This window comes from Alsobacter sp. (assembly GCF_059501845.1).
In genome coordinates this window covers 1,495,970-1,517,333 of the sequence record NZ_JCACDK010000018.1, presented here as the reverse complement: position 1 = coordinate 1,517,333, position 21,364 = coordinate 1,495,970, and the positions used below count along the sequence as shown (strand labels likewise).

The following is a 21,364-nucleotide window of genomic DNA, read 5'->3' as shown; positions in this document are numbered from 1 at the left end:
GACGCATCGAGGGGCGAACCGCCCCCATTTCCGCGCGCGCCGGAGAGCCGCGCCCGAACAGGATCGAGGAGACGCCCATGCCGAAGATGTCCGCCAGCGAGGCCTTCGTCGAAACCCTCGTCGCGCATGGCGTGACCGATATCTTCGGCATTGTCGGCTCGGCCTACATGGACGCGCTCGACCTGTTCCCGACGGCAGGCATCCGCTTCATCCCGACCGTGCACGAGCAGGGCGCCGCCCACATGGCCGACGGCTACAGCCGCGTCTCCGGCCGTCACGGCGTCTGCATCGCGCAGAACGGCCCGGGCATCACGAACTTCGTCACCGCCATCGCGGCCGCCTACTGGGCGCATTCGCCGGTGGTGGCGATCACGCCGGAGACTGGCACGGGCACGATCGGGCTGGGCGGCTTCCAGGAGACTGAGCAGCTGCCGATCTTCTCCAAGATCACCAAGTACCAGGCGCATGTCTCCAAGCACCCGCGCATGGCCGAGCTGCTGGCGCGCTGCTTCGACATGGCAATGAGCGAGCGCGGGCCGACGCAGTTCAACATCCCGCGCGACAATTTCTACGGCGAGGCGGACTACGACATCACCGTGCCGAAGAAGATCCTGCGCGGCCCGGGCGCCGACGAGAGCCTCGACGAGGCGGCCGACCTGCTGGCGCAGGCGAAGTTCCCGGTCATCGTGTCGGGCGGCGGCGTCATCATGTCGAACGGCATCCAGGAATGCGTGGCGCTGGCCGAGCAGCTGAAAGCGCCGGTGGTCAACTCCTACCTGCACAATGACAGCTTCCCCAGCGACCATCCGCTGTGGACCGGTCCACTGGGATACCAGGGCTCGAAGGCGGCAATGAAGCTCATCGCCGAGGCTGACGTGGTGCTGGCGCTCGGCACCCGGCTCGGTCCGTTCGGCACCCTGCCCCAGCACGGGCTCGACTACTGGCCGAAGAACGCCAAGATCATTCAGGTCGACAGCGACCATCGCATGCTCGGCCTCGTCAAGCAGATCTCGGTCGGGGTCGTTGGCGATGCGCGCGAGGCGGCCAAGGCGCTCGCCTACCGCCTCGCCAACCGCAAGCTCGCCTGCTCAGCCAACGCGCCGCAGCGTCTCGACCGCATCAAGGCGGAGAAGGACGCCTGGGAGCGCGAGCTCGATGGCTGGACGCACGAGAAGGACGACTGGTCGGTCGAGATCTCGAAGGACTCGCCCTTCATGCACCCGCGCCAGATGCTGCGGGAGCTGGAAAAGGCGATGCCGCAGGATGCCATGGTGTCGACCGACATCGGAAACATCTGCTCGGTCTCGAACTCCTACCTGCGCTTCAAGAAGCCGAACTCGATGTTTGCGGCAATGAGCTTCGGAAACTGCGGCTACGCCCTGCCCTCGATCATCGGCGCCAAGGTCGCGGCTCCCGACCGCCCGGCCGTAGCCTATGTCGGCGACGGCGCCTGGGGCATGAGCTTCGGCGAGATCCTCACCTGCGTGCGCGAGGACATCCCGGTCACGGCCGTGGTGTTCCACAACAAGCAGTGGGGCGCGGAAAAGAAGAACCAGGTCGACTTCTACGACACGCGCTTCCTCGGCGTGAACCTGACGAACCCGAGCTGGGCCGAGGTGGCCCGTTCCATGGGCGCGGAGGGTGTCACCATCGACAAGCTCGGCGACGTCGGCGAGGCACTCGACAAGGCCTGTGCCGCGCAAAAGCACGGCAAGACGACGGTCATCGAGGTGATGGTGACGCAGGAGCTCGGCGACCCCTTCCGCCGCGACGCCCTGAAGAAGCCGCACCGGCTGCTGGAGAAGTACGCGCACACCAACGTCGCGTAATGCCGATCGTCATCCCGGGCGCGCCGCAGCGCGAAGCGATGCGGTGCTGACCCGGGATCCAGGGCCATATCGCATGGAGTTCCTGGATCCCGGCTCTCCGCTTTGCTTCGGCCGGGATGACGGCGCTTGGCCCTCTTGCCCGGGGCTCCACGTTCAGCTATGCGCGCCCGACGACGCGCGGTCCGGCGTTTGTCTGGACCGCGAGCCTCCAGGCCCGCTCTGCACTCGCCGAGCGGGTCCAAAGATGCGCTGTCCGTGACTACTGCCAGTCGTTGAGCATGCGGGCCCGGATCGTGCCCGGCAGGCCGCGGATCTCCTCGACGACGGCCCGCCCGTCGAAGGCCGAGCCGTCGGCGTCGAGGACGACGTAACCGACCGAGCCGTCGGTCTGGTAGTACTGCGCCGCGATGTTGACGCCGCGATGCGCGAAGACCTCGTTGAGGCGGCCCAGCATGCCCGGCATGTTCTCCTGCACCTGGATGAAGCGCGTGCCCGAGGGCCGCGGGGGCAGCTGCACCTGCGGGAAATTCACCGCGCCCAGGGTCGAGCCGACGTCGCTGTAGTCGACGAGCTTCCGCGCCACCTCGGCGCCGATGCGCTCCTGCGCCTCTTCGGTCGAGCCGCCGATGTGCGGGGTGAGGATGACGTTGTCGAGGCCCTGCACCGGCGAGCGGAAGACTTCGCCATTGGCCGACGGCTCCTCCGGGAACACGTCGACCGCCGCACCGGCGAGATGGCCGGAGCGCAGGGCCGCGGCCAGCGCGTCGAGGTCCACCACGGTGCCGCGGCTGTTGTTGATGAGGAAGGAACCCGGCCGCATCAGTGCGATTTCGGCGGCGCCGATCATGCCCTGCGTGCCCCGGTTCTCCGGCACGTGCAGGCTCACTACGTCGCTGGCGGCCAGGAGATCCTGCAGGCTTGCCACCGGCTCCGTGTTGCCGTGGCGAAGCTTGTCCGTGAGGTCGAAGAAGATGACCCGCATGCCGATGGCTTCCGCCATGGTCGAGAGCTGGCTGCCGATATTGCCGTAGCCGACGATGCCCAGCACCTTGCCGCGCACCTCGCGGCTGCCCTTGGCCGACTTGTCCCATTCGCCGCGATGCGCCCCCACCGAGCGCGGAAAGATGCGGCGGAAGAGCATGATGATCTCGCCGATGACGAGCTCGGCCACGCTGCGGGTGTTGGAGAAGGGAGCATTGAACACCGGCACGCCGCGCGCCCGGGCCGCGCCGAGCTGGACCTGGTTGGTGCCGACGCTGAAGCAGCCGATCGTGATCAGCCGGTCGGCATGGGACAGCACGGTGTCCGTGATCTGCGTGCGCGAGCGGATGCCGAGGATGTGGACGCCTTTCAGCGCCTGGTGAAGCTCGTCGCCGCCGAGCGCGCGGGTGAGCCGGGTCAGGCTGGTATAGCCCGCGCCTTGGAAGAGCTCGACGGCGCTGTCGTTGACGCCTTCAAGAAGGAGGACGCGGATCTTGTCCTTGGACAGGGACAGGCGGTCGGACATGGCGGGAACACCCTCGTTCAGGGGAGGTCTCCCATAGCGGAGGCCTCACCGCCTGTCATCCCCGGCCGGAGCTGCCCGGCGATGGCCGCCGTGTCGAGGAGGATTGCAAGGCTGGATCCCCTTCCCCCGCCTGCGGCGCGCCGGGGATGACAGGACGCAGAGCCCTCCCCCGTGTCATCCCCGGCCGGAGCGGCGCAGCCGCGGAGGGGAAGGGGATCGAGGGGCGGCAGTACTCTCCCGTTCCGCCGTTGTCCGCCCCGGCTCTGACGCCGTTGAACAGGCCTGGATCCCCTTCCCGCGCCTGCGGCGCGCCGGGGATGACAGGGCGCGGAGCCCTCCCCAAGTCATCCCCGGCCGGAGCGGCGCAGCCGCGGAGGGGAAGGGGACCCAGGGGTGGCAGTACTCTCCACGTTCCGCCGTTGTCCGCCCCGGCTCTGACGCCGTTGAACAGGCCTGGATCCCCTTCCCGCGCCTGCGGCGCGCCGGGGATGACAGGGCGCGGAGCCCTCCCCAAGTCATCCCCGGCCGGAGCGGCGCAGCCGCGGAGGGGAAGGGGACCCAGGGGTGGCAGTACTCTCCACGTTCCGCCGTTGTCCGCCCCGGCTCTGACGCCGTTGAACAGGCCTGGGTCCCTTTTCCCGCGCCTGCGGCGCGCCGGGGATGACACGGCACTTGCCGGTGCACGCAGGGGACCTTGACGCCCGCGATGGTGATGCGCTGGACCCAGCAAAGGCGGGCCAATCCGCTTGCGCCCGGGCCGGTTTTGCGGTGCAACCGGGCGAGCGGAGGGCGACATGGCCGGGCATGCTGGATACGACGTCGCGATCGTGGGGGCGGGCATCGTCGGGCTCGCGCATGCGCTCATGGCGGTACGGCGGGGCAAGCGCGTGGTGGTGATCGACCGCGATGCGCAGGCCAACGGCGCGTCGATCCGCAATTTCGGCTTCATCACGGTGACCGGGCAGCAGGCGGGCGACTGCTGGCGGCGGGCGATGCGCTCCCGCGACGTATGGCTGGAGGTGGCGGGCCCGGCCGGGATCAGGGTCGAGCACGAGGGCCTCGTCGTCGCAGCACGGCGTCCCGAGGCCAAGCGTGTGCTGGAGGCATTCTGCGCCACGGAGATGGGCCGCGACTGCGCCATGCTGACACCGGCCCAGGCCATCGACCGGGTGCCTGCCCTGCGTCGCGAGGCCATTGAAGGCGCGTTGTGGTCGCCGCACGAGCGGCGGGTCGAGAGCCGGCAGGCCATCCCGTTGCTGGCGCGCTATCTCGAGGAGGGGCTCGGCGTCACCTTCATGCGCTCGACGCTGGTGAACGCGGTGGAGACGCCACGTCTCTCGACCACGCGGGGCGACGTCCGGGCCGACACGGTGATCGTCTGCCCCGGCCACGACCTGCAGACGCTCTTCCCCGGCCGGCTCGCCCCCTACGGCATCACGCATTGCAAGCTGCACATGATGCGCGTCGCACCGGCAAGCCGGGCGCCCCTGGGGGCAGCCGTCATGTCCGACCTCGGCCTGGTGCGCTACCTCGGCTATGCCGAGCTGCCGGAGGCGGCTGCGCTGAAGGCGCGGCTGCAGGCCGAACAGGCGGATGCCTTGGCCCACGGCGTTCACCTCATCGTCGTGCAGTCGGCCGATGGATCGCTGGTCGTGGGAGACAGCCACCACTACGGCGAGACGGTGGATCCGTTCGCGCCCGAGGAGGTGGACGACATCATCCTGCGCGAGATTGACGTCGTCCTCGACCTTCCCGGCCGGCACGTGACAGAGCGCTGGACAGGGACCTATGCATCCGCATCCGACCGGCTGATGCTGGTCGACAGGCCATCTCCGGCCGAGCGCATCGTGATGATCACAAGCGGCACGGGTGCTTCCACATCCTTTGCCATCGCCGAGGAGGTGATCGGCGAACTCTTCGGATCGCAAACGCAGGAGCAGCGCGCATGACGCTCAAGGCCGCCATCTTCGACTGGGCCGGCACCACCATCGACCACGGCTCGCGCGCCCCCATGGGGGCGTTCGTGCAGGTGTTCGGCGAATTCCAGGTGCCGATCTCCATCGCCGAGGCCCGTGGCCCCATGGGCCTGCCGAAGTGGGACCACATCAAGGCCCTGCTCGACAACCCTGCGATCGCTGCTCGCTGGACGGAGGCCCACGGCAAGGCTCCGGCGAAGGACGACATCGACCGGATCTACGACGTCTTCGTGCCGCTCAACACGAAGGTCGTCACGGATTACGCCGACCTCATCCCCGGCACCGTCGAGATGGTGGCAGAGCTGCGCCGGCGGGGGATGAAGATCGGATCCACGACAGGATACGTCCGGCCCATCATGGAAAGGCTGCTGCCGGCGGCTGCGGCGCAGGGCTATGCGCCGGACAACCTGGTCTGCGCCGGCGACCTCGCCGACGGGCGGCCAAGCCCGCTGATGATGTACAAGTGCTTCACCGACCTGAATGTCTGGCCGGCCGGCGCCGTGGTGAAGGTGGACGACACCACGCCGGGCATCGCCGAGGGCATCGCGGCCGGAAGCTGGACCGTCGGCGTCACGCTGTCGGGCAATGGCGTCGGCCTGTCGCGGGAGGAGCTGGCGGCGACATCCACGGCCGAGAAGGATCGCCTGCGGGCAATCGCGGCGCGCGACCTGCTGAGGGCGGGGGCGCATTACGTCATCGACAGCATCGCCGACCTTCCGCCTGTCCTCGACGCCATCGAGGGAAGGCTGGCGCGCGGCGAGCGCCCCTGAGGCGCACGCAGGCGCTCACAGGCGCTCTCCGGAGCGCGGGTCTTCAGACCCGCAGTTCAACGCGCGTCCGAAAACGGGCGGTCCAACGAGCAACAAGCATCCGTCATCGTCCCAATGGCGCCCTTTATTGAGCCCGGCCAGTATCGAGAGATGATTCGCCGGGCGCCCGTGATGCCAAAACGTGACATGGACCTCCGGCTCGGCGAAGTGGTCGGCTCGATCATTGCGGCGTGTGCCCTCGTCGTCGTCGCCTTCCTGCTGATGGCGATGATGGCGGGGTAGCCGCCGGAAACAAATACTCACCCTGATTACGGTTTTCCAGGTTGGCTTATCGCGGCGTTCAAGGTCGTAGCTGCATAAGCCTGGGAATGGTCTGCGACGGAGCCAAGGCGGCCCTCGCGAGACGAGCCACGGAAGTCGGGGGCGGGCATGTGTGAGTGTTGTGTGTCATCCACGGGGTTGTCGCGCCGGGCGATGCTGGGAGCCGGCCTGCGCGTGGCCGGGTTAGCGGCCGCCGCGAGCGTTCTGCCGCTCGGCGCGGTTCGCGCCGACGAAGCGGACGCGGTCATTTCCCGCCCCAACGCGATCCCGCCCGACGAGGCCTTGCAGCGCCTCGTCGCGGGCAATGCCCGGCATGCCGCCAACATGTCCACGAACCGGGATCCCTCGGCCGGCCGAATCGCCCGGGCGTCGGCCCAGTATCCATTCGCTGCCATCGTCAGCTGCGCGGATTCCCGCGTCGTTCCCGAATTCGCCTTCGACCAGGGCTCCGGCGATCTTTTCGTCGTCCGAGTAGCCGGCAACGTCGTGGACGATGACGGCCTCGCAACCCTCGAATACGGGGTCAAGGCGCTGGGCGTTCCCCTCATCCTGGTGCTCGGCCACAGCGGCTGCGGTGCGGTGGCGGCGACCATCAAGGTCGTAAAGGAGGGCGTGACGCTCCCCGGGCACCTGCCCGGCCTCGCGGCCGCGATCAGGCCCGCGGTGGAGACGGCCATCGAGGAGCACCCGGACGACCTGCTCGTGGCGGCAACGCGTGAGAACGTGAAGCACGTCCTGAAGCGGATCGGCGATGCGTCGCCGGTGATCGCCGGCTTCCTCGCCGACGGCAGCGTGAAGGCTGCGGGCGGCGTCTACGACATCGCAAGCGGCAAGGTCACGCTGCTCTGAGGCGGAAGGGCGGGGCCGCGCTGGCCCCTGCCCTCACCCTCGTCAGCGCACGGGCGGCGCGTAGAGGATGCCGCCCATCGACCAGAGCTGGTTGATGCCGCGCGGTATGGCGAGCTTCGACTCGCGCCCGACATTGCGCTCGTAGATCTCGCCGTAATTGCCGACGGCCTTCACGGCCTTGGCCACCCAGTCGTTGGACACGCCGAGGCTCTCGCCGAGCTTGCCGTCGGTCCCGACAAGGCGCTGGACGTCGGGCTTCTTGGAGGCGAGCGCTGCATCGACGGTGGCCGTGGTCACGCCCAGTTCCTCGGCATTGACCAGCGCGAAGCCGACCCACTTCACCAGCGTGAACCACTTGGTGTCGTCGGCGCGCACGACGGGACCGAGCGGCTCCTTGGAGATGATGTCGGCAAGGATGACGTGGTCGCCAGGCTTCTCCAGCCGCAGCCTTTCGGCGTGGAGCTGGGAGACGTCGCTGGTGAGGACGCCGCAATTGCCTTCCGAATAGGCCTTCAGCGCGTCGGCGGGAGAGGACAGCTCGACCAGCTCGGCCTTCATGCCGTTCTGGGCGAAGTAGTCCACTACGTTGTCCTTCGTGGTGGTGCCCGCCTGGACGCAGACCTTGGCGCCATCCAGCTCGAGTGCCGAGGTGGTGTTGGCGGCCTTGGGCACCATAAAGCCCTGGCCGTCATAGTAGGTCACGCCGGTGAAGGCGACGCCGTACTCCGTCTCGCGGCCGAGGGTCCAGGTGGAGTTGCGGGCGAGCAGGTCGACCTTGCCGCCCTTCAGCGCCTCGAAGCGCTCGGCCGCCGAGAGCGGCACGAACTTGACCTTGGTGGCATCGCCGAGAGCGGCGGCGGCTACGGCGCGGCAGAAGTCCACGTCGAAGCCCGACCAGTTGCCCTTGTCGTCCGGGCTGGAAAAGCCGAGCAGTCCCTGGCTGACGCCGCAGACCAGTTCGCCGCGCTTCTTGACGGCGTCGAGCGTCTGCGCCGCGGCCGGCAGCGCGGAGACGAGGAATGCCGCCCCGGCGGCGGCGAGCGCGAGACGGAGCCCGCGGCGAGTGGCGTGGCTCTTCCCGGCGGCGAGATGCGGCATGACGACCCCCGATGATGATTGGACGGGCGGTCGCGCCTGGTTGCGCCGGTCCGCCGGAAAACGCGACGCGTGTGCGGGCGGCGGGGCACACCCCGCCGCCAGGGCCGGCCTCAGAGGCTGGCCTGTTGCCTGACGACGACCTTGGTGCCCACCGGCACGCGCTCATAGAGGTCGATGACGTCGTTGTTGACGAGGCGGAAGCATCCGGAGGACACGGCGTGGCCGATCGTGTCCGGCTGGTTCGTGCCGTGGATGCGGTAGACCGTGCCGCCGAGATACATGGCGCGCGCGCCCATGGGGTTGCCCGGTCCGCCGGCCATGAAGCGCGGCAGGTAGGGCTGGCGTTCGATCATCTCCGGCGGCGGGCGCCAGTCCGGCCATTCCTGCTTGCGCACGACCTTCACGAGGCCGTTCCACTGGAAGCCGTCGCGGCCGACGCCGATGCCGTAGCGCAGCGCCCGGTTGTTGCCCTGCACCAGATAGAGGTAGCGCTCGCTGGTGTGGACGACGATCGTCCCCGGCGCCTCTGTGGTGCGGAAGAAGACGACCTGCTTCTCCCAGGGACCGGAGAGCTGCTGGCTTTCCTCGGACGGCACCAATCCCGGCTGGTCGGGCACGTCGACAAAGTCCGGAGGAATGGGCGGGCTTTGCGCCGCAGTCGGCAGCACCCACATCATGGCTCCCGCGGCGAGCGCGGCGAGCACGGCCGTGAGATGCTTCCTCCGGGGGGCTTCTTGCGTATGCATCATGAGGCCCTCGTTCCTTCTTGTTGAGGTTCTCAGGTCTTGGCAGCCGCGGGCTTGGCGGTTGCCGGTTTGGCTACGGCGGGCTTGGCGCCCCCCGGCGCGCCGCAGCGGACATAGATGAAGGTGCCGTAGCGGCCGGCCACCTCGGGATCCATCCAGGCCATGGTCATGGTGTCGCCCGTAAAGGCCAGGATCTCGCGGTCAAAGACGTCGCCCGGAGGCGTCCCGTCCGGACCCACGAAGGTGCGGCCGCCGGCCGTCTTCACGATCAGCTCGCGCGGCTCCTTCTCGTCGGCAAGATGCATCATCACGCCGCCCGTCGGGCCCTTGTTGATGACGTAGGGATTGGAGCACTGGGCGCGCGCCTCGTTCTGCGTGCGCGGCTTGTCCTTGTCCTCGCGGTAGGAGGCGAGGCCCCAGCGGCCGAGGAGCTGGTCGGCCGTAACGGTCGGCCCGGGCGGAGGTTGAGGCATGCTCGACCCCGAGGGGTTCATCAGCATGCCGTCGGACGCGCATCCCTGCAGGAGCGCCGCGAAACCCGCGACCGCGACGAGGGCCGCCAGCGAGCGGCCCCGGACCTGTACAAGCGCCATGTTCCCCCCTCGCCAAGTCTCACTGCGCGAAAGCCGCATCAAGGACAAGCTGCAGTTGCAGCGGACTATAGGCGAGCGCCGGCGCCGGCGTCCATGACCTATGTGAAGCGGCGGGCAGGCACGCAGCAGCTGTCCGGCATTGCGTCGGCCGGAGCCGTATAAGCCTGCCGGACAGCCTGGCAGAGCCACAAAAGTTCAGTTTGACTTGTTTAGTGGAGCATGATCCCCTGAACAGGAATGGGCCCTCAACCTGCCGCCACAAGGCATGGGTGCCCGAGGAAACGCCGTGTCCCACGGCCATCGGATTGGCGCCCAGCAAGGCGCGCAGGGGTCAGTCAGCGTCTGCCGGCGCGGCCGGGCTGCTGCATGCCTGTGCCGGCCGCGGCGGTTTAGTGCGCAGGGGGAGGATAACAGTATGACGATGCTTCAGGCTCGCCTGATCCCCCTCACCGCCACCTGCCGTCCGCACATTCCACGGACTGCAGATCGCGCTTCGCAAGCGGGATGTCTTGACGCCCGGCGACCCGGATTCGGGGCTGGAGCGCGGTGATCGTGCTGCCATCAACTTCCCAGATTTGCTCTTCTTCGCTGCGGCCGGCAACCGGCTGCGGGCCTGAGGAGTCCATGATGAAAGACGCATCGACGAGCACCGGGGAGTGACAATGGACGCAGCCCTTCTCGACCGGCTGATCGATGCCGTCGCCGGTGCCGTCATCGCCCATGCCGACGAACTCACGGATCTCGACCAGGCCATCGGTGACGGTGACCACGGCATCAACATGAAGCGTGGCTTCGAGGCCGTGCTCGCCGACAAGGCCGCGATCTCCGCCAAGCCGCTGCCGGATGCGCTCAAGGCCATCGGCACGACGCTGGTCATGAAGGTCGGTGGCGCCTCGGGCCCGCTCTACGGCACCCTGTTCATGGCGCTGGGCAAGGAAATCGGGCCCGCCGCCAGCCGGGACGACTTGGACCGGGCTTTCCGGGCCGCGTTCGAGGCGGTGAAGGCGCGCGGCAAGTCGGAAGTCGGGCAGAAGACGATGCTGGACGTCCTGGCCCCGGTCGCGGACATCCTGGCCACGGCCAACCCCGCGGCCATCGCGGCCAGGGCAGCACAGGCTGCCGAGGCGACGATCCCGGTGAAGGCCATCCGGGGCCGCGCCTCGTTCCTCGGTGACCGCTCGATCGGGCACATGGATCCCGGCGCGCGCTCATCCTCACTCATGATAGCGGCCGCGTGCGGCGTTCTCGGAGGCAAGGCATGAGCGGCAATGTCGGCATCGTCATCGTCTCGCACTCGCCCAAGGTGGCGGAAGGCGCAGCCGACATGGTCCGCCAGATGGTCGGCGAGGACGTGCCCCTTGCCTGGGCCGGGGGCAATCCCGACGGCGGCCTCGGCACCGATGTCGGCCGCATCATGGAGGCGATCGACACAGCGTGGTCGGAGGCGGGCGTCGCCATCCTCGTCGATCTCGGCGGTGCCGAAACGAACAGCGAGATGGCCATCGAGATGCTCGACGATGCCAAGCGCGAGCGCGTCGTCGTCTGTAACGCACCGCTGGTGGAAGGCGCCGTGATCGCTGCGGCCGAAGCTTCCGGCGGGTCCGACCTCGAGACCGTGCGGCGCATGGCCGAGGAACTTTCCCCCCAGTGACGGCGCCGGAGGACACCCGATGAGCGACACGGCAAGCGGCTCGGCCGTGCTGACCAACGAGGTAGGACTGCATGCCCGCCCCTCGGTGAAACTCACCCAGCTGGCGAAGAGCTTCGCCTGTGCGGTCGAGGTCGCCCTCGGCCCGGAGGGACCTTGGTTCGACGCCAAGAGCCCGGTCAAGATGATGCGCGTGCGCGCCGGCAAGGGTTCGACCCTGTTCATCCGCGCCACCGGCGAGGGAGCCGGCGCGGCGGTAGCTGCGGTCGAGGGCCTGATCGAGGACCGTTTCGGCGAGGACGAGCCTGCGGGAGGCGCGACCGCCCATGCCTGACGGCTCGTCCGGACGTCTCCTGAAGGGCCGGCCGGCTTCGCCCGGCCTGGCGGCTGGGCCTGTGCACGTCCTCGCCGGGCAGCATGTGACGCGCGTGCCGAGCGGTGATCCCTCGACCGAGGCCGCCGACCTTTCGGCAGCCATCGCGTCCGCGTCCGCGGCCCTTGAGACACTTGCCGCAGCTTCGGCCGGCGAGGCGGCGGACATTCTCGGGTTCCAGGTCGCGCTGCTCTCTGATGATGAGCTGTCCCGGCCGGCTTTCGCCGCCATCGCGGACGGGGTCTCGGCGGACCAGGCGTGGTCCGCCGCGCTCGACACCGAGATCGCGGGCTACCAGGCGGCGGAGGAAGAGTACTTCCGGGCGCGGGCTGCCGACCTCGTCGATCTTCGTGACCGGGTCCTTCTGACGCTCGCCGGGGCCGGCGCGGACACTATTCCGGCCGGCGCCGTCGTGGTGGGCACGGACCTGCCGCCGTCCCGCTTCCTCGGTATCGACTGGTCGGCCGGCGGTGCGATCGTGCTCACGGGCGGCAGCCCTTCCAGCCATGTCGCGGTGCTCGCCCGATCCCGAGGCGTGCCGATGGTGGTGCAACTCGGCGGTGACCCCGCCGCGCTCGGCGACTTCGCGCTGGTCGACGGTGGTGCGGGCGAGATCGTCCCGGATCCCACCGGGCCGGAGCGCAAGGCTTTCGCGGTGCGCATGGAAGACGAGCGCGCCTTGGCGGAGAAGGCGGCAGAGCTTCTCGACAAGCCCGCTGTCGCGGCTTCCGGCGAGCGCATCCTCGTCAACCTCAACATCGCCGATCCCGGCGAGCTGAAGCGGATCGACCCCGCTCATTGCGACGGCGTCGGGCTGGTGCGCACGGAGTTCCTCTTCCACGACCGTCCACAGAGCCCGGGCGAGGAGGCTCAGTTCGGCGTGTACCGCACCATGGCGGAGTGGGCGCAGGGCCGGCCAGTGGTGATCCGCACCCTCGATGCCGGGGGCGACAAGCCCATTCCCGGCCTGACGCCCGCGGGCGAGAGCAACCCGTTCCTCGGCGTCCGCGGCATCAGGTTGTCACTTCGCCACCCCGAGCTGCTGCGCACGCAGCTGCGGGCCTTGTGCCGGGCCGCGGCCTATGGCGAGGTCAAGGTGATGCTGCCGATGGTGACGGTGCCCTCGGAGGTCATGGTCACCAGGAGAATGATGGACGAGATCGTCGCGGAACTCGCGGCCGAGGGCCGGCCGCACAGGCGCCCCGCGCTCGGCATCATGGTCGAGGTGCCGGCGACGGCGCTGGCGCTGGACGCCTTCGACGCGGACTTCTTCTCCATCGGGTCCAACGACCTCACGCAGTACGCCACCGCTGCGGGCCGTGACATCGGCGAGGTTGCAGAACTCGCCGACCCGCTGCACCCCGGCGTTCTCAGGCTGATCCGCGCCGTCGCCGAGCAGGGCCGCGCCCTCGGCCGCGACGTCAGCCTGTGCGGCGAGGCAGGCGGCGATCCCGCCGTGCTGCCTCATCTGCTCGCCGCAGGACTGCGGTCGGTGTCCGTGTCACCGGCGGCGCTGGCCCGCACCAAGGCGGCTGTCGCCACGCTCGACATCCCGGGGCTGACTGCACCATGAGCGAGGTCGAGAACAAGCCGGACCTGGACGGAGGACAGGCGGCCGTCTCGCCGGTCGCAGCCTACAAGGCGGTGCTGCGTAAGGTGCTGGACAGCCGGCCATCGGGCACGCGCCAGCGGCTCGCTGCGACGCTGGGGAAGAACCGCTCGTTCGTCTCGCAGATCGCCAATCCCGCCTATCCCGTGCCGATCCCGGCGCAGCACGTCGAGCCAATGTTCGAGGTCTGCCACTTCTCGCAGGAGGAGCGGCGCGCCTTCCTCGACCTCTATGCCAAGGCCCACCCGCAGCGCATCGACCCCGGCCGGCAGCTGCCGCGCATGCGGTCGCTGACCCTGACGGTGCCCGACCTTCAGGACGCCCGCAAAAACAGGGTGCTGGACGAAATGGTGGTGGATGTCGTCCGCCGGCTGATGCGGGCCATCGACGACATCACCTGACGAAACAGCGGGGAGGAGACCATGAAGAAACTCATCAATGGCGTCGACGCGGTCCTCGACCAGGCGCTCGACGGCTTCGCGGCATCGCATTCGGACCTCGTCGTGCTGGGCGAGGGGCGCAAGTTCGTGCGGCGGAAGTCCCTGAAGCAGGGCAAGCCGGGGCTGATCTCGGGCGGCGGATCCGGCCACGAGCCGCTGCATGCCGGCTTCGTCGGCCTCGGGATGCTTGATGCGGCTTGCCCCGGCCAGGTCTTCACCGCGCCGACGCCCGACCAGATGATGGAGGCGGCGCAGGCCGTCGATACCGGCGGCGGCGTGCTGTTCATCGTCAAAAACTACGAAGGCGACGTGATGAACTTCGAGATGGCCGCCGAGATGGCGGGCGGCGAGGTCGCCACGGTGCTGACAGACGACGACGTCGCCGTCGAGCGGTCGACATGGTCGACCGGCCGCCGCGGCGTCGCGGGGACCATGGTCGTGGAAAAGATCGTCGGCGCCGCCGCTGAGGAAGGTCGCCCCCTGGCCGCGCTCGCCGACCTCGGCAAGGACGTCAACGCGCGCACCCGCTCCATGGGCGTCGCGCTCACCTCCTGCACCGTCCCCGCCGCCGGCAAGCCGACCTTCACGCTCGGTGACGACGAGATGGAGATGGGCGTCGGCATCCATGGCGAACCCGGCCGCCGGCGCGTCAAGCTGGCCTCCGCCGACGCTATTGCCGAGGAGATGCTGGCGGCGATCATCGAGGATCTCGGCCTGAAGGCGGGTACATCCGTCCTGCTGCTGGTCAACGGATTTGGCGGCACGCCCGCCATGGAACTCTATGTCATGGCCGACGCGGCGCGGCGTTTCCTTGCCGGTCGCAATGTCGGCATCGGCAGGTCGCTCGTGGGCAACTACGTCACGTCGCTCGACATGGCCGGCTGCTCGCTGACGCTGACGGTGCTGGACGACGAGACGGCCCGCCTGTGGGACGCGCCGGTGCACACCGCGGCCATGAGGTGGTGATGCCGGCTCCGGATGCGGGCGGCGGTCGTGCCGCCTCCCGCATCCAGGCTGCCGTCACATTCCGGCGTGGGCCTCGCCCGTGATCTGCTCGACCATGCGGGCGTGGGCCTGCAGAGTCGGCAGGGTGCGGGCTGCGAAATTGCGCAGTGCCGGGTCGTCGCCGTTGCTGGCGTAGCCGGAGAAGAGCGCCACTGCGTCCTCGTGAGCCTGGGCCTGCATGGTCATGTAGGCGGCGTCGAAGCCGTCGGCCGGGGTGGCACGCAGCTGCTCCAGCATCGCGGCGTGGCGGGCGTCGAGGCTCGGAGGCGGAGCCTGCATACCGTTGCGGCGCAGCACCATGGCCATCTGCCGCGTGGCCCGCGTGTGGTCCGCTATCATGCGGTTGGCGAAGCGACGAACCTGCGGGTTGCTGGCGCGCTGCAGGGCCAACTGGCTGGTCTCGATCTCGAAGGCGTTCGAAACGGTCGCCATCTGCACGAAGTCCATGGCGTTGTTGGCCATGGCCGCCGGAGCGACGGGCGGCGGAGCCGTGACGCAGGCGGCTGTGGACAGTCCCAGCACGGCGGCAAGGCAAAGGGCAGCGGCTTTCATGGGCAATCTCCGGTCGTATCGTCCCCCGGCCCCATGAACAGTGCTGCCGGGGCTATGTTCCCGCCCGAACGTCTTCAACCCGCCGGGTGCGGCGCAGGAGCCACAACCCGCCTGCCAGCATCGCGGCTCCCCAGGCGAGGAATGCGACGTCCCACGCAAGCCACTGGTCCTGCGGAGCCGTCTCGTTGACGTGGTGGATCCCGAGGATCTGGTGGTCGATGAGACCCTCGACGAGGTTGAAGGCACCGAAACCGATGAGAAGCGTCGCGGCCAGTTCGGCCGCCGGCCATCGCTGATGCGGGCGCCGCGCCGCGCGCCAGAACAGAACCAGCCCGGCCACGACGAACATATAGGTCGTGGCGTGAAAGAGGCCGTCCGCCAGCGTGTTCAGCCGCAGCCCGTCCACCGTGTCGGCGGGGACGCCGGCATGGGACAGAAGGTGATGCCACTGCAGCAGTTGGTGCAGCACGATGCCGTCGAAGAACCCGCCGATCCCAAGGCCCAAAAGAATGCCCGAAGCGACCGGGAAGTGCGGCCCCGCCTCGTCCCTTCCCGCCTCCGCAAAGGCCGACGCGGATGCCGCGGAAGGCCGGCCATCGATGGCGCGCAGGTGAGGCTTGCCTGGCTGGCGCTGCACCTGCCCGGGATGCTTCCTGCTCTGACCGGCGGAGGAGCCGGGACCTGAACCGAAAGACATGCGGACCTCGGATCGACGGCGTCGCGAATACCTCCTCAACGCGCCGGACCCGCCGGCGTTCGGCAATGGAAATGCGATGGCGAGAAGCTGTCGATGTCATCGTGGCGCGATGCGGAACCGGCAGGGTCGGCGGGCGTTGTGCGCTGCACAATCATCATCGTCACCTGACGACGGACCACTGGTCCGCAACGAGGAGCATTGACATGGCAAATCCCGCCCAGACCCTCGCCGACGAGACTGCCCGCACCATGGCTTCGGCCGCGCAGGACGGCGCACGCCACGCGGAAGGCCTCGTCGATGCCGCCGGCGAGGCAATCCGCAGTTCCGCCGACAATGCCGGCACCGCGATGCGCCAGATGACCGACGGACTGCAGCGCAGCCCCACCGAGGCGATGTCGGCTGCCTCGGAGGTCAATCGTGCCATGATGGAAGGTGCCCAGGAGATGGCGCGCGAGTGGGTGGAGTTCATGCAGTCGGGCTACAAGCGCAGCGCCGACCGGATGGGCCAGGCGATGAATGGCGGGTCGCCGGCCGATCTCGCCATGCTGCAGCCCACGCTGGCGCGCGAAGCCATGGAAAACTGGATCGGCATCGCGACCCGCATGACCGACATCTCGATGAAGATGGCCGACCGCGCGACGAAGGCGTGGACCAGTTCGGCGTCCGGGGCCATGCAGGGCAACGGTTCGCAGCGTCCCTTCGGCTGACACAGCTCGCAATCCCGACCCAAAAAGAGAGCGCCCCGCGGGTTTCCGCGGGGCGCTTTTTCATGCGCGGCTTGCGATCAGACCCTGACGTCACGGGCAGGGATGGCGCAGCCCGTCATAGCCGAGATAGGTGCCGCTCGCCGGATCGTAGGAGCGGAAGCGCTGGGCGCAGTACCCTACCGCATCGCCACCGCCGCCATACGCGGGATAGCCGCCATAGACGGGCTCCTCGACAACCGTGCGCGGCTGCGACAGCACGCCGCCCAGGATGGCACCCGTCGCGAGACCCGCGATGCCGGCCGCGGCGGCCGCGCCGCCATTGTCCCATCCGCCACCCCAGCCGCGGCGATAGCCGTAGCGCGGGCCGCCCCAGCCGCGGTGGCCGTAGCGGTTTCCGTAGCGCCAGCGATCATTGCGCCACTGAACGTCCGTGAGCAGCGGAGCGGTGCCGGATGCGAGCACCTGCGGCGCCGCGCCGGCAGGCATGGCGGATGCCGGAGCGGATGTGAGGCCGACGCCCGCGAACAACGCGGCGCCGGCGGCAGCCATGGCGAGGCTGCCCGAACGTGTGAGAGACTTCATCTTACCCTCCGTGTGACGGTCATGACCGTCCAACGCGGAAGCCGCAGGAAGGCTCCGGTGCTGAGAAAGGCTGCGACAACGCCGCATTCTTCCCGGCGGCATGCCGCACACACATCAGGCCGGATGCCTGCTCACGTCCGCCAGTGCGGCTCCGGGCCCGCGTGACTGGCTCATGAGACGGCCCATCGCGGCGAGCGCACCGGGCGCGCCGTGCGTGCGCGTGAAAACGGGTGACGCACTTCTTGTCGCACTTGCAGCAATTCTTCTCGCATTCGCGAAAAAATGACGCCATGATGACGCCTTGCGTTTTCCCGGAGAACGCCATGATGCTGAATCTTCCCTGGTCCGTGGACCTCGACAGGCTCGTCGCAGAGAACGACGACGCTCGCGTCGACTTCCGCATTCGCGAGGATGGCCGCATCGGGGTTGCAGACCTCACCGCCAAGCGCCTCGCCTTCGTCGACTACGAACTCGCCGCCGATGCCCGTCGCGCCTTCGAGCGGCTGGCCCGCGCCGAAGGCCGCATCCCCTCGGCCTGACTGCTCACGCCGGTGCAGACGCCGCTCTATTTCGTGCTCGCGGCGTTGGCCGAGATCGCTGGCTGTTTCGCGTTCTGGAAGGTTATGCGCGACGGCGCCAACCCGGCTCTCCTGGCAGCGGGCCTCGCGGCACTCGCAATCTTCGCATGGTTGCTGACCCTCGCCGATGCACCCGCCGCGGGCCGCACCTTCGCGGCCTATGGCGGCCTCTACATCGCGGCGTCGCTGGGCTGGATGTTTGCAGTGGAAGGCATCCGGCCGGACCGCTGGGATCTCCTCGGCGGAGCGATCTGCCTGGCCGGCGCGGCCGTGATCATTGCCGGACCGCGAGCTTGATCCCCGGTGCATGCCCTCGCGGAACCGCATCGCTCCTGCCCTCGTTTCAGACTCGGCACAACCGAGGACGCAGGCATGACGGACGAACCCTTCCGGCGCGACCGGCTTGGACGGAGCGAACTCTCGCCGGTCGAGGCGATCATGACGGGACTGCTCGGCCTGGCAGTCGCGGTGACGCTCGGCTACGCGGTGGGTGGGTTGCTGGGGGCTCTCTCCCCCTGATTCGATCCAGTTGCGCAGGCTCTGCGTAAGGTGAATGTAACGTAAACGCCTGCCAGCGTATTCGCTGACACATTACCGCCATGTTTGCTCAAGGCTTCTCATCAACCGTTAAGTTGGTGGCCCTTACACGTCAAGATGGGACCAGTGCAGGAATGCAACACGTCTGGCGTTGACTCGGCCGTGTCACATCAGGCCTGTTTGTTGTCTCGAAATGTCAAGCACGAGCTCAGCCATGCGGGCAGACTCCTCGCCATACAGAGGAGTTTCGACATGCGTCTATCCCGCGTCCTGGCTACGGCCTCCGCTCTCGCCCTGATGACGGCCGCCGGCCATGCGGCGGACCTTCCGTCCCGTTCTGCGCCTCCGGTCGTCGTCCCGATCGCACCGCTCTTCACGTGGACGGGCTTCTATGTCGGTCTGAACGCCGGCATCGGCTGGACCAATGGCGGCAACGTCACCATTGACGATCCGATCCTCGGCCCGGCCGTGATCTCCACCGGCAGCCACTCCGGCTTCGTCGGCGGTGGTCAGCTCGGCTACAACTGGCAGGTCGACCACTTCGTGTTCGGCGCCGAAGCCGACATCCAGTATGCCGACCTCGGCAACAACATCGCCTGGGGTGACTACTCCCGCTTCGGCATCTCGTCGAGCTCGAACGGCCAGTATCTCGGCACCGTCAGGCTGCGTGCCGGCTATGCCATGGACCGCGTGCTGTTCTACGTGACGGGCGGTCTTGCCTATGGCGGCCTGAACTCGACGGGCTTCCACTCTTCGACCAGCAGCGCGGGCTACGCCCTCGGTGCCGGTGTCGAGTACGCCTTCACCAACAACTGGACCGCCAAGATCGAGGCGCTGTACATCAACCTCGACAGCGGCAACAAGTCCCTGACCATCCAGGACGGCGGCCGCGACTACACCTTCTACGCCAAGAGCGGGAATGGTGGCGGCGTCGCCCGCATCGGCATCAACTACAAGTTCTGATCCGGTCTCGCCGGTCAGCAAGGGCGGGCTTCGGCCCGCCCTTTTCGTTTGAGCCGCGGCTCTCCGGGAGCCTTGGCATCGCGCGAGCAAGCCGGTTCTTCCCAGCTGCCGCGAGAAGCGCATGCGCGGGCCCGGCGTCCCGACGAGCGCGAGTGCGGAACGCGCGAAGCGTGAGGATCGGCCATCGCTGCGTGATCTGGCACAGGACACCGACCACGCGCCGATCTGGCACACAGGCCTGCCGCCCCCGCACTTGTGGAACCCTGGAGCCCATGCTAAACGCGCCGCCGACCACCGGCTCGCTCCGGCGCAGACGACCTCTTTCGCGGAGAGGTGGCAGAGTGGTTGAATGCACCGCACTCGAAATGCGGCATGGGTGCAAGCCCATCGGGAGTTCGAATCTCCCCCTCTCCGCCAGAAGCCTTTCCATCCCTAGCCAATGACGCCCGACCGAGGCCGCGGTTTGCTTGCGCGCTCAGAGATTTTTTGTGCGAGGGGGTGTAATCGTGTCCGCCATAGTCCATCTTAAGGCGCGAGGCCCGCTAGGGTCGCGGCTAGGGATGGGTCCAAGGGATGGCAAAAGGCGAATTCATACTCACCGCTCGCGGCGTCGCCGCGCTCTCGAAGCCGGGCCGCCATTCGGACGGGAACCGGCTTTACCTCGCGATCTCGAAGACCGGCCGGAAGACGTGGTCCTTCTTCTACAAGCGCAACGGCGTGCAGCGGGAGATGGGCCTCGGCTCCCTCGATGAGGTGACCCTCGCCGAGGCCCGCGAGAAGGCCGCAGACGCCCGCAAGCTCCTGTCCCGTGGTCAGGACCCGCTCGACGCGAAGCGGGCCGCCAAGCCCTCCGCACCGACCTTCGGCAAGGCGGCGGCCGACCTCGTCGCCTCGCTCGAACCCTCGTTCAAGTCGGCGGTCCACCGGGCGCAGTGGCGGACGACCCTCGGGATCGACCCCTATGTCACTGACCGGGTCCGGATCGATCGCCAGCTTCACGAGGCGCACGTCACGGCCCTGACGGCTCTCCGGGAGAAGCGGGTTGACGAGGTCGCCACGACCGACGTCCTCGCCGTCCTGTCGCCTCTCTGGCAAGTCGCCCCGGAGACCGCCTCGCGGCTCCGGGGCCGCATTGAGCGGGTGCTCGACGCCGCGAAGGCGAAGGGAGCCATTCCCTCCCCATGGGAGAACCCCGCCCGGTGGCGCGGTCACCTCGACCATCTTCTCTCGAAGCCCTCGAAGCGCGATCGCGGTCACCACGCCGCGCTCCCCTATGACGAGGTCGCCGCCTTCGTCGCCCGGCTCCGGAAGGTCGAGGGAGTGTCCGCCCGGGCGCTCGAATTCGCGATCCTCACCGCGGCCCGCTCGGGCGAGGTGCTCGGCGCGACTTGGGGAGAGATCGACCTCGACGCGAAGCTCTGGACCGTCCCCGGCTCCCGCATGAAAAGCGGCAAAACGCATCGCGTCCCCCTGTCGGCCGCCGCGATCGCGATCCTGACCGAGATCGCCTTCCTCCGCCGCGACCCCTCGAACCCGGCCGAGCCGGTCTTCCCCGGCCGCGTCCGCGGCAAAGGGCTCTCGCCGATGGCGCTCGAAATGATCGTCCGCCGCCTCGGCGTCGAGGCGACACCGCATGGGTTTCGCTCCGCCTTCCGGGATTGGTGCGGCGACGAGACGAGCTTCCCGCGCGAGGTCGCCGAGGCGGCCCTCGCGCATGCGATCGGCGACAAGACCGAGCTCGCCTATCGCCGGTCCGACGCCCTCGCGAAGCGGCGGGACCTGATGGAGGCGTGGGCGCGGTACGTCGAGCCTCAGGCGGCCGGGAACGTGGTCTCGCTCAATCGGGCCGGGTGACATGGCGACAAAGCGGACAGGGCGGCCGAGGGGCCGCCCGAGCCTCCCGCTCCTCTCCGACCCGGACCGGTACGCGGTCGCCTTCGCGCTCCATCAACACTGGAACGGTGCGAGCATGTATCGGGCGTCA

Annotated in this window: 23 protein-coding genes and 1 tRNA gene; 17 read left to right on the top strand and 7 right to left on the bottom strand. The window is 68.6% G+C overall.

Annotated features, from left to right (window positions below; genetic code table 11):
* Positions 1 to 77: 77 nt before the first annotated feature.
* Positions 78 to 1,829, top strand: a complete 1,752-nt coding sequence (gene xsc, locus AC5JCN_RS22050; protein ID WP_495757234.1) for a sulfoacetaldehyde acetyltransferase — start codon at positions 78 to 80, stop codon at positions 1,827 to 1,829.
* Positions 1,830 to 2,088: 259 nt separating this feature from the next.
* Here xsc and serA read toward each other — a convergent pair whose 3' ends face one another.
* The gene (gene serA / locus AC5JCN_RS22045) at positions 2,089 to 3,336 is read right to left on the bottom strand and encodes a phosphoglycerate dehydrogenase (protein WP_495757233.1); all 1,248 of its coding nucleotides are present in this window, start codon (positions 3,334 to 3,336) and stop codon (positions 2,089 to 2,091) included.
* Between the two features lie 794 nt (positions 3,337 to 4,130).
* Between serA and AC5JCN_RS22040 the strand changes: the two genes are divergently transcribed.
* The 3 genes from AC5JCN_RS22040 (at position 4,131) to AC5JCN_RS22030 (ending at position 7,252) form a co-directional block, all read left to right on the top strand.
* The gene (locus tag AC5JCN_RS22040; protein ID WP_495757232.1) at positions 4,131 to 5,285 is read left to right on the top strand and encodes a TIGR03364 family FAD-dependent oxidoreductase; all 1,155 of its coding nucleotides are present in this window, start codon (positions 4,131 to 4,133) and stop codon (positions 5,283 to 5,285) included.
* Positions 5,282 to 6,082: a phosphonoacetaldehyde hydrolase gene (gene phnX, locus AC5JCN_RS22035; RefSeq protein WP_495757231.1), complete on the top strand. Its 801-nt coding sequence runs from the start codon at positions 5,282 to 5,284 to the stop codon at positions 6,080 to 6,082. Before AC5JCN_RS22040 ends, phnX begins: the two co-directional genes overlap by 4 nt.
* Positions 6,083 to 6,511: 429 nt before the next feature.
* Positions 6,512 to 7,252 carry a carbonic anhydrase gene (locus tag AC5JCN_RS22030; RefSeq protein WP_495757230.1) on the top strand — a complete coding sequence of 247 codons (741 nt, stop codon included), beginning with the start codon at positions 6,512 to 6,514 and terminating at the stop codon, positions 7,250 to 7,252.
* 42 nt (positions 7,253 to 7,294) lie between these two features.
* On the opposite strand, the gene AC5JCN_RS22025 is transcribed toward AC5JCN_RS22030, so the two are convergent.
* The 3 genes from AC5JCN_RS22025 to AC5JCN_RS22015 form a co-directional block, all read right to left on the bottom strand.
* On the bottom strand, positions 7,295 to 8,350 hold the full coding sequence (locus tag AC5JCN_RS22025) for an amino acid ABC transporter substrate-binding protein (protein WP_495757229.1): 1,056 nt from the start codon (positions 8,348 to 8,350) through the stop codon (positions 7,295 to 7,297).
* 110 nt (positions 8,351 to 8,460) lie between these two features.
* On the bottom strand, positions 8,461 to 9,099 hold the full coding sequence (locus AC5JCN_RS22020) for a L,D-transpeptidase (RefSeq protein WP_495757228.1): 639 nt from the start codon (positions 9,097 to 9,099) through the stop codon (positions 8,461 to 8,463).
* A 29-nt stretch (positions 9,100 to 9,128) separates the two neighbouring features.
* Positions 9,129 to 9,689 carry a hypothetical protein gene (locus AC5JCN_RS22015; protein WP_495757227.1) on the bottom strand — a complete coding sequence of 187 codons (561 nt, stop codon included), beginning with the start codon at positions 9,687 to 9,689 and terminating at the stop codon, positions 9,129 to 9,131.
* A gap of 662 nt (positions 9,690 to 10,351) precedes the next feature.
* Here AC5JCN_RS22015 and dhaL point away from each other — a divergent pair.
* From dhaL to dhaK, 6 genes are read left to right on the top strand one after another with little or no spacing between them, the layout of a single operon-like run.
* A complete protein-coding gene (gene dhaL / locus AC5JCN_RS22010) occupies positions 10,352 to 10,951 on the top strand; it encodes a dihydroxyacetone kinase subunit DhaL (protein ID WP_495757226.1) in 600 nt (199 codons plus the stop codon).
* Complete coding sequence (gene dhaM, locus AC5JCN_RS22005) at positions 10,948 to 11,340, top strand: dihydroxyacetone kinase phosphoryl donor subunit DhaM (RefSeq protein ID WP_495757225.1); 393 nt, start codon at positions 10,948 to 10,950, stop codon at positions 11,338 to 11,340. Before dhaL ends, dhaM begins: the two co-directional genes overlap by 4 nt.
* A gap of 19 nt (positions 11,341 to 11,359) precedes the next feature.
* A complete protein-coding gene (locus AC5JCN_RS22000) occupies positions 11,360 to 11,671 on the top strand; it encodes an HPr family phosphocarrier protein (RefSeq protein WP_495757224.1) in 312 nt (103 codons plus the stop codon).
* Complete coding sequence (gene ptsP / locus AC5JCN_RS21995; RefSeq protein WP_495757223.1) at positions 11,664 to 13,283, top strand: phosphoenolpyruvate--protein phosphotransferase; 1,620 nt, start codon at positions 11,664 to 11,666, stop codon at positions 13,281 to 13,283. The genes AC5JCN_RS22000 and ptsP overlap by 8 nt, the downstream gene beginning before the upstream one ends.
* A complete protein-coding gene (locus AC5JCN_RS21990) occupies positions 13,280 to 13,720 on the top strand; it encodes a hypothetical protein (RefSeq protein ID WP_495757222.1) in 441 nt (146 codons plus the stop codon). Before ptsP ends, AC5JCN_RS21990 begins: the two co-directional genes overlap by 4 nt.
* 21 nt (positions 13,721 to 13,741) lie before the next feature.
* Positions 13,742 to 14,725 carry a dihydroxyacetone kinase subunit DhaK gene (dhaK, locus tag AC5JCN_RS21985; RefSeq protein ID WP_495757221.1) on the top strand — a complete coding sequence of 328 codons (984 nt, stop codon included), beginning with the start codon at positions 13,742 to 13,744 and terminating at the stop codon, positions 14,723 to 14,725.
* A gap of 54 nt (positions 14,726 to 14,779) precedes the next feature.
* Here the strand turns inward: dhaK and AC5JCN_RS21980 are convergent, their stop codons facing one another.
* A complete protein-coding gene (locus AC5JCN_RS21980; RefSeq protein WP_495757220.1) occupies positions 14,780 to 15,316 on the bottom strand; it encodes a DUF4142 domain-containing protein in 537 nt (178 codons plus the stop codon).
* Positions 15,317 to 15,368: 52 nt separating this feature from the next.
* Positions 15,369 to 15,827 (bottom strand): DUF2243 domain-containing protein, encoded by a 459-nt coding sequence (locus tag AC5JCN_RS21975; RefSeq protein ID WP_495757701.1) that lies wholly within the window; start codon positions 15,825 to 15,827, stop codon positions 15,369 to 15,371.
* 389 nt (positions 15,828 to 16,216) lie between these two features.
* On the opposite strand from AC5JCN_RS21975, the gene AC5JCN_RS21970 reads away from it, so the two are divergent.
* Complete coding sequence (locus AC5JCN_RS21970) at positions 16,217 to 16,720, top strand: phasin family protein (protein WP_495757219.1); 504 nt, start codon at positions 16,217 to 16,219, stop codon at positions 16,718 to 16,720.
* A 90-nt stretch (positions 16,721 to 16,810) separates the two neighbouring features.
* On the opposite strand, the gene AC5JCN_RS21965 is transcribed toward AC5JCN_RS21970, so the two are convergent.
* Entirely contained in the window at positions 16,811 to 17,302 is a 492-nt protein-coding gene (locus AC5JCN_RS21965; protein WP_495757218.1) for a BA14K family protein, read from the bottom strand.
* Between the two features lie 323 nt (positions 17,303 to 17,625).
* Here AC5JCN_RS21965 and AC5JCN_RS21960 point away from each other — a divergent pair, with 323 nt between their 5' ends.
* From AC5JCN_RS21960 to AC5JCN_RS21935, 6 genes are all read left to right on the top strand, one after another.
* Positions 17,626 to 17,841, top strand: coding sequence for a hypothetical protein (locus tag AC5JCN_RS21960; RefSeq protein WP_495757217.1), 216 nt, complete (start codon positions 17,626 to 17,628; stop codon positions 17,839 to 17,841).
* A 12-nt stretch (positions 17,842 to 17,853) separates the two neighbouring features.
* A complete protein-coding gene (locus AC5JCN_RS21955) occupies positions 17,854 to 18,177 on the top strand; it encodes a YnfA family protein (RefSeq protein ID WP_495757216.1) in 324 nt (107 codons plus the stop codon).
* A gap of 75 nt (positions 18,178 to 18,252) precedes the next feature.
* Complete coding sequence (locus AC5JCN_RS21950; RefSeq protein WP_495757215.1) at positions 18,253 to 18,399, top strand: hypothetical protein; 147 nt, start codon at positions 18,253 to 18,255, stop codon at positions 18,397 to 18,399.
* A 270-nt stretch (positions 18,400 to 18,669) separates the two neighbouring features.
* On the top strand, positions 18,670 to 19,380 hold the full coding sequence (locus AC5JCN_RS21945) for an outer membrane protein (RefSeq protein WP_495757214.1): 711 nt from the start codon (positions 18,670 to 18,672) through the stop codon (positions 19,378 to 19,380).
* Positions 19,381 to 19,707: 327 nt separating this feature from the next.
* Positions 19,708 to 19,797, top strand: a tRNA-Ser gene (locus AC5JCN_RS21940).
* Between the two features lie 156 nt (positions 19,798 to 19,953).
* Positions 19,954 to 21,234 (top strand): tyrosine-type recombinase/integrase, encoded by a 1,281-nt coding sequence (locus tag AC5JCN_RS21935; RefSeq protein ID WP_495757213.1) that lies wholly within the window; start codon positions 19,954 to 19,956, stop codon positions 21,232 to 21,234.
* Positions 21,235 to 21,364 lie beyond the last annotated feature (130 nt).